General features: G+C 67.9%; 7 protein-coding genes. 4 read left to right on the top strand and 3 right to left on the bottom strand.

Annotation, left to right across the window (positions count from 1 at the left end):
- The 3 genes from DID98_RS34015 to DID98_RS34005 form a co-directional block, all read right to left on the bottom strand.
- Positions 1 to 155: GntR family transcriptional regulator (locus tag DID98_RS34015; protein ID WP_124492242.1), on the bottom strand; the 155-nt coding region annotated here is incomplete at its 3' end.
- Positions 156 to 510: 355 nt separating this feature from the next.
- Positions 511 to 963, bottom strand: coding sequence for a phosphate-starvation-inducible protein PsiE (locus tag DID98_RS34010; protein ID WP_044848158.1), 453 nt, complete (start codon positions 961 to 963; stop codon positions 511 to 513).
- Complete coding sequence (locus DID98_RS34005) at positions 960 to 1,334, bottom strand: LysR family transcriptional regulator (RefSeq protein WP_260427376.1); 375 nt, start codon at positions 1,332 to 1,334, stop codon at positions 960 to 962. The genes DID98_RS34010 and DID98_RS34005 overlap by 4 nt, the downstream gene beginning before the upstream one ends.
- Before the next feature lie 417 nt (positions 1,335 to 1,751).
- On the opposite strand from DID98_RS34005, the gene DID98_RS33995 reads away from it, so the two are divergent.
- The 4 genes from DID98_RS33995 (at position 1,752) to DID98_RS33980 (ending at position 7,446) form a co-directional block, all read left to right on the top strand.
- Complete coding sequence (locus DID98_RS33995; RefSeq protein WP_124485766.1) at positions 1,752 to 2,831, top strand: Dyp-type peroxidase; 1,080 nt, start codon at positions 1,752 to 1,754, stop codon at positions 2,829 to 2,831.
- The gene (locus tag DID98_RS33990) at positions 2,824 to 3,639 is read left to right on the top strand and encodes a family 1 encapsulin nanocompartment shell protein (RefSeq protein WP_044848156.1); all 816 of its coding nucleotides are present in this window, start codon (positions 2,824 to 2,826) and stop codon (positions 3,637 to 3,639) included. Before DID98_RS33995 ends, DID98_RS33990 begins: the two co-directional genes overlap by 8 nt.
- A gap of 98 nt (positions 3,640 to 3,737) precedes the next feature.
- The gene (locus tag DID98_RS33985) at positions 3,738 to 4,007 is read left to right on the top strand and encodes a hypothetical protein (protein ID WP_124485765.1); all 270 of its coding nucleotides are present in this window, start codon (positions 3,738 to 3,740) and stop codon (positions 4,005 to 4,007) included.
- Between the two features lie 607 nt (positions 4,008 to 4,614).
- Positions 4,615 to 7,446 (top strand): ATP-dependent Clp protease ATP-binding subunit, encoded by a 2,832-nt coding sequence (locus DID98_RS33980; RefSeq protein WP_124572135.1) that lies wholly within the window; start codon positions 4,615 to 4,617, stop codon positions 7,444 to 7,446.
- The last annotated feature ends 27 nt before the right edge of the window (positions 7,447 to 7,473 follow it).

The following is a 7,473-nucleotide window of genomic DNA, read 5'->3' as shown; positions in this document are numbered from 1 at the left end:
CTTTCGAGCAGCAGGTACGCGTGCAGCACGGTCGTGATGCTGATCCGGTGCTGCTGGCTCGCCTGCCGCACCGACGGCACACGATCGCCATGTCGATACACGCGTTGCCGGATGAGTCTCTCTATGTCGTTCGCGAATTTCTCGTAGAGCTTCATCCGCCTCGCCCCGCCAGCGGTGAACCAGCCTGCGACGCGCAGGTGCGCGTGCCGTGCCGCTGCACGAAGCCGCATAGCCGTGTCCGGCCGCGGGCGTTCCGGTGCGAGCCACGTCCATTACCGAAATTGAAGGCGGATAGCAATGCGAAATCCATCATGAGAAGGATCGGCATCCTACTGCGTCATTTCGGCGAATGTAAGTGACAGTTTGGCGATCAAACCTCAAATCGCACACGTGTGGTGAACAGATGGAAACGCGGCAGCCGCGAGTCGGCGCCGCACCGAATCAATCTCGGTATAACGAAATGAACTGCCGAACCGACACCCCCATCGATCGGCCCCGCACACACACGCATCACCGACGCGCATGCACATCGTCCTCGACGTCGTCGACCTCCGCCGGAAAGCGATGCTGGCCGAAACTGAGGATCAACACGCCTACCGCGAGCAGCACGATTCCGAACGTGGTCATCAGCATCCGCTCGGGGCTGTCGGTGGCGCCGCGCAGGATCAGGTCGCGCGCGAGCGACGTCATCGCAATGAACAGCGGAAAGCGCACCGGCAGCCGGCCGAGCCGCAGGTAACGCACGTTCATCGCGAGCACTTCGAGATAGAGGAACATCAGCAGCAGGTCGGTCAGCGACACCTCGCCCGCGAGCACGACCTTCCACGCTTCCTGCGTCATCGCGAACGCGGTCGCGAGGCCGATCACGATCAGCCCGGCCAGCTCGGCCGCGTGGAGGAAGTGTCCGAAGCGGCGGCGGATGCGCTCGGCGGCCGTATCGGCGGAAACAGTGGACGTATTCAAGGCGATGACCGGTGCAATGAGGGTTGTGCCGCGATCGACGCTGGGTCGACACGGCGGATGGTTTCGGGCGGCGGAAAGCCCGCGACGCGCGCATCGGGAAAGGTTGCGCACGCACCGGCCGCGGTGGTGGCCTGCGCGACCGCGGACAGCGTGCGCCGGCAGCACTGGTGGAACGCGACGCCCGCATCGGTACACGCCACGTCGCCGCCCGCACGCGCCAGCAACAGCCGGCAGCCGAGATACCGTTCGAGGCGGTCCAGCCGCTCGCTGACTTGCGCGCGGCCGAGCTTCAGTTCGGACGCCGCGGCGGACACCCCGCCATGCTCGACCACCGCGACATAAATACGCATCGCTTCCAGCAGGTTCATCATGATGGTCCTCGTCGGCGGGCGGAGCGAACCTAATCTACTGCACGCGCCACGCCCGCTCAAGAGCACAGCGCCGCGGGTTTCAGGAGTACAGCTGCAGGCCCGCGACGCAGAATCGGACCCCGATCAACCCATTCGAATGACAGATTGGCGATACGTGTTCCAAAGACCCGCCGAAGCTGCTAGATTGCATGCTCGACGACGTTACGCGGTGCGGCGAGGTCGCGCGCCGGGCGAACGCGCGGCCACCGAGCCTGCCTCCCCCTTGCGCGCCCGGGCGGCAGGCCGCCGCCGCTGCGGCCCGTTGCGCGATGCCCGCGCAACGTCCTTCATCCGCATGTCACAAAGAGAACAGTCGCATGACACAGTCCAACCGTTCGTCTTCGCGCGCCGCGGCATCCGCGGCCCGTCCGTCCCGACATGACTGACCGGCAGGCCGCGATGCAAACCCGTCCCCCGCTTTCCCAGGCCGTTCACAGCCCGGTCACGCGCAGCGCGATCTTCCTCGTTGCCACCGTCAACCCCGGCGCCGAGCGCGCCGACACGATCCGCGCGTGGTGCGGCGACATCGCCGCGCTCGTGCGCTCGGTCGGCAAGCGCGTGCCGGACGGCAACCTGTCCTGCGTATGCGGCTTCGGCGCCGACGCCTGGGATGCGCTGTTCGGCGATCCGCGCCCCGCGTCGCTGCATCCGTTCCGCGAATTCGGCGCCGGCCAGCGCGTCGCGATCGCGACGCCCGGCGACATCCTGCTGCACATCCGCGCCGACGCGATGGACCTGTGCTTCGAACTCGCGACCCAATTGCTCGGCGCGCTCGGCGACGCGGTCACGGTCGTCGACGAGGTGCACGGCTTCCGCAACTTCGACCAGCGCGCGATGATCGGTTTCGTCGACGGCACCGAGAACCCGGAGGGCCGCGACGCGGTCGACTTCACGGTGATCGGCGACGAAGATGCCGAATTCGCGGGCGGCAGCTACGTGATCGTGCAGAAGTATCTGCACGACATGGCCGGCTGGAACGCGCTCGCGGTCGAGACGCAGGAGCGCATCATCGGGCGCACCAAATTGTCCGACATCGAGCTGGCGCCGGACGTGAAGCCGTCGTGCTCGCACAGCTCGCTGACCACGCTCGACGAGAACGGCCAGGAAGTGAAGATCCTGCGCGACAACATGCCGTTCGGGCGCCCCGGCTCCGGCGAATTCGGCACCTACTTCATCGGCTACGCGCGCTCGCCGGCGCCGATCGAGCAGATGCTCGAGAACATGTTCGTCGGCCGCCCGCCCGGCAACTACGACCGGCTGCTCGACTACAGCCGCGCGGTCACCGGCTCGCTGTTCTTCGTGCCGTCGGCCGACCTGCTCGAGGCGCTCGCCGATCGCCCCGCACCGGGCGCCGAAGCCACCGCCACCGCCGCGCAGCCGGCCCCCGCATCGCCCGAGTCGCGTCGTGACGGCTCGCTGAACATCGGATCGCTGAAAGGAGCCAAAGCCTATGAATAACCTGCACCGCGAACTCGCGCCGATTTCCTCGTCCGCCTGGGAGCAGATCGAGGAAGAAGTCGCACGCACCTTCAAGCGCTCGGTGGCCGGGCGCCGCGTGGTCGACGTCGAGGGCCCGGCCGGCCCCGAGCTGTCGGCCGTCGGCACCGGGCATCTGCGCGAGGTCGCCGCGCCGCGCGAGCTGGTCGGCGCACGGCTGCGCGAAGTCCGCACGATCGTCGAGCTGACGGTGCCGTTCGAGCTGAGCCGCGACGCGATCGACAGCGTCGAGCGCGGCGCGCGCGATGCCGACTGGCAGCCGGCGAAGGATGCCGCGCAACGGCTCGCGTTCGCGGAAGACGGCGCGATCTTCGACGGCTATCTGGCCGCGGACATCGTCGGCATCCGCGAAGGCACGTCGAACCGCAAGCTCACGCTGCCGGCCGACGTCAGCGCGTATCCGGACGCGATCAGCGACGCGCTGGAAGCGCTGCGGCTCGCCGGCGTCGACGGCCCGTACTCGGTCGTGCTCGGCTCGGACGCCTACACGGCGCTCAGCGAGGCGCGCGACCAGGGCTATCCGGTCCTCGGCCACATCAAGCGCATCGTCAGCGGCGAGATCATCTGGGCGCCGGCGATCAGCGGCGGCTGCGTGCTGTCCACCCGCGGCGGCGACTATGAACTGCACCTCGGCGAAGACGTGTCGATCGGCTACACGAGCCATACCGACAAGGTCGTTCGCCTTTACCTGCGCGAAACGTTCACGTTCCTGATGCTGACGAGCGAGGCATCGGTGGCCGTGGCGCCGCAGGGCAACCCGGCGACCTGACGTTCCGCCCGCGCGATGCCCGACCGGCATCGCGCCCACCGGCCGCGTGGCCGGCCGCACGTTCGTCGCCGATCGAACCATCCTGCATGGAGCGAGAAATGAGCGAATCGAATGAAGCACTACAGGCACTGCAAGCGTCGATCGACAGCCTGAAGCAGGCCGTCGACGCGAACGCGAGCCGCCAGGCCGGCGACACCGCCGTATTGTTCACCGTGGTGGCGCTGATGCTGGCCGAACTGCCGCCCGACTCCCGCAACCTGATCGAGGATTCGTTCTCCGTCTGGGCCAATGGTCTGCAGAATGCGGCACTGTCAACCGACGTGAAGCAGATCGCACGGCAGAAACTTGCGATGACGCTCTCCGACTGACGCCGCCTCGCCACGGTTGCACGATGTCCGGCCCGCACCGTGCAACCCGCCCGCTTCGCCAGCGGCCGCGCGCCACGCACCGGTTGCGGTGCGCGCGCGGCCCGGCCTGCCCCGTCCGCGCACGCTGCCGCGCTGCGCGCTCGCGCCGATGCGCTCGCGCCGCGTTGCGCCGCGCGCCCCCCTTCCCGTTGGCTCGCTGCCGGCGCCCTGCGCGTCGATGTCGCACCGCGCTTCGCGCGCGTCGCACGCCGCCACGTTTGCGCAGCCCGCACGCCGCACCCGCATGCGCGCTCGTCTGTACTCCTTGCGTCTCATGCTCGCACGCTTGTGAGGGTGCAATTCCCGGCCGGGCCGATGCGGAACTGTGTCTTGGAGGCCCTGGGCCGATTCGCTATTTTGAACGCAGTCGAAGTGATGGCGCAGGCGCCGCGAAGCAGCGGTATTGCCGGCGTCGAGCACGGCCGGTCGCCATGCCGGCGCGCGCGGCGCGACGGCGCCGGCATGGCGCGCGCGCCGCCGGTCGCGTCGTGCGGCAGGCACGCCCCGGCGCCCTCGCGCATCGGGACTTCCCTTTCGATTCACGTTCATTGACAGGAGCCAGACCACCATGCCCGCACTTTGCGACATCTGCCACGCCCGGCCGGCCGTCGCGCGCGCCACCGTGATGCAGGACGGCGAGCGCAAGACGATCTCGATCTGCGACTACCACTTCCGCCAGCTGATGCGGCATCAGAGCATGCTGAACCCGTTCGACTCGCTGCTGGGCGGCGGCGCGTCGTCGCTGTTCGGCGAGTCCGGCGACGCGTCGCCGCTTGCCGCGGAGATTCCGCGCGAGTCGGTCGACCCGACCGACGCGTTCAGCGAGCAGACGCTCGAACTGCTGCAGCGCGCGGCCGAGAAGGCGCACGAGCTGCGCCGCGGCGAACTCGACACCGAACACCTGCTGTACGCGCTCGCGGACACCGACGTGTGCGCCGCGCTGCTGAAGGAACTGAAGCTGTCGCCGCAGGACATCAAGTCGTACATCGACGAGCACGCGCATACCGGCACGGCCTCCCCCGATGCGTCGCTCGACAAGCTGTCGATCTCGCCGCGCGTGAAGAAGGCCGTGCAGTACGCGTTCCAGGCGTCGCGCGACCTCGGTCACTCGTACATCGGCCCCGAGCACCTGCTGATTGGTCTCGCGTCGGTGCCGGACAGCATCGCCGGCACGCTGCTGAAGAAATACGGCGTGACGCCCGAGGCGCTGCGCCAGAAGGTCGTGAAGGTCGTCGGCAAGGGTGCGGAAGACGGCCGAGTCGATGCGCCGACCGGCACGCCGCATCTCGACAAGTTCGGCCGCGACCTCACCGCGATCGCGCGCCAGGGCAAGCTCGACCCGGTGCTCGGCCGCGCGCAGGAAATCGAAAGCACGATCGAGGTGCTCGCGCGCCGCAAGAAGAACAACCCGGTGCTGATCGGCGAGCCGGGTGTCGGCAAGACCGCGATCGTCGAAGGCCTCGCGCAGCGGATCGTGAACGGCGACGTGCCCGAAGTGCTGCGCGGCAAGCGGCTCGTCGAAGTCAACATCAACTCGATGGTCGCCGGCGCGAAGTATCGCGGCGAATTCGAGGAGCGCGCGAAGCAGCTGATCGACGAAGTGACCGCGAAGCATGACGAACTGATCCTGTTCATCGACGAGCTGCATACGATCGTCGGCGCGGGCCAGGGCGGCGGCGAAGGCGGGCTCGACATCGCGAACGTGCTGAAGCCGGCGCTCGCGCGCGGCGAGCTGAGCCTGATCGGCGCGACCACGCTGAACGAATACCAGAAGCACATCGAGAAGGACGCGGCGCTGGAGCGGCGCTTCCAGCCGGTGTTCGTGCCGGAGCCGAGCGTCGAGCAGACGATCGTGATCCTGCGCGGGCTGCGCGACAGCCTCGAGGCGCACCATCAGGTGACGTTCGCCGACGACGCGTTCGTCGCGGCCGCCGAGTTCGCCGACCGCTACATCACCGCGCGCTTCCTGCCCGACAAGGCGATCGACCTGATCGACCAGGCCGCCGCGCGCGTGCGGATCGGCGCGACGTCACGCCCCGTCGACATCCAGGAAGGCGAAGCGCAGATCGCGCAGTTGAAGCGCGAGCAGGACTACGCGACGTCGCGCAAGCGCTTCGACGAAGCGAAGCAGTTCGAAGAACAGATCAACGAGAAGCAGAAGTCGCTCGACGAAAAGATGGAAGCATGGCAGCGCAAGACCGGCTCCGAGACGCTCGAGGTGACCGTCGAATCGGTCGCCGAAGTCGTGTCGCGGCTGACCGGCATCCCGGTGTCCGAGCTCACGCAGGAAGAGCGTCAGAAACTGCTGAAGATGGAAGAGCAGTTGCGCGAGCGCGTGGTCGGCCAGAACGACGCGGTGGTCGCCGTCAGCGACGCGGTGCGGCTGTCGCGCGCCGGGCTCGGCCAGACGCACCGGCCGATCGCGACGTTCCTGTTCCTCGGGCCGACCGGCGTCGGCAAGACCGAGCTCGCGAAGGCGCTGGCCGAGACCGTGTTCGGCGACGAGCAGGCGATCATCCGCATCGACATGTCCGAGTACATGGAGCGGCACGCGGTCGCGCGGCTGATCGGCGCGCCGCCCGGCTACGTCGGCTACGACGAAGGCGGCCAGCTCACCGAGCGCGTGCGGCGCCGCCCGTACAGCGTGATCCTGCTCGACGAGATCGAGAAGGCCCATCCGGACGTCTACAACGTGCTGCTGCAAGTGTTCGACGACGGCCGGCTGACCGACGGCAAGGGCCGCGTGGTCGACTTCAGCAACACGATCATCATCGCGACGAGCAACCTCGGCGCCGCGATCATCATGGACAACCTCACGCAGCCGGAAGCCGCGCGCAAGACCGACAAGGCGATCCGCGAGCAGCTGATGCAGGTGCTGAAGGGCCATTTCCGCCCCGAGTTCCTGAACCGGATCGACGAGGTGATCGTGTTCCATGCGCTGTCGAAGGAGAACATCCGCTCGATCGTGCAGATCCAGCTCGACCGCGTGGTGCGCACCGCCGCCGCGCAGGACATCACGCTCGTGATGGGCGACTCGCTCGTCGAACACCTGACCGAAGCCGGCTACCAGCCGGAGTTCGGCGCGCGCGAGCTGAAGCGGCAAGTTCGGCAGATCATCGAAACGAAGCTCGCGAAGGAGATCCTCGCGGACAAGCTTCAGTCGGGCGACCGCGTCGAAGTTGACTACGACACGGCCGGCGACACGGTGACGTTCAACAAGCTCGCGCCGCCTGATGTGAAGGACGCGAAGCAGGACGCCGACGGCAAGGCCAGGCCGAACGGCAAGGCCACGAAGGCATCGGCCAATGAAAAGGATGACGAAGCAAATGCCGATACGCCGCCGCCCGTCGCGAAGGCATCCGGCAAGAAGTCGTCCGGTGCGAAGAAGGACGCGCACTGATACCACGCGGGCCCGCATGTCCGGGCC

Source organism: Burkholderia sp. Bp8984 (genome assembly GCF_003853755.1).
GTDB lineage: Bacteria > Pseudomonadota > Gammaproteobacteria > Burkholderiales > Burkholderiaceae > Burkholderia.
The sequence above is the reverse complement of the archived record's forward strand: the minus strand, read 5'-3'. Positions and strand labels throughout refer to the sequence as shown.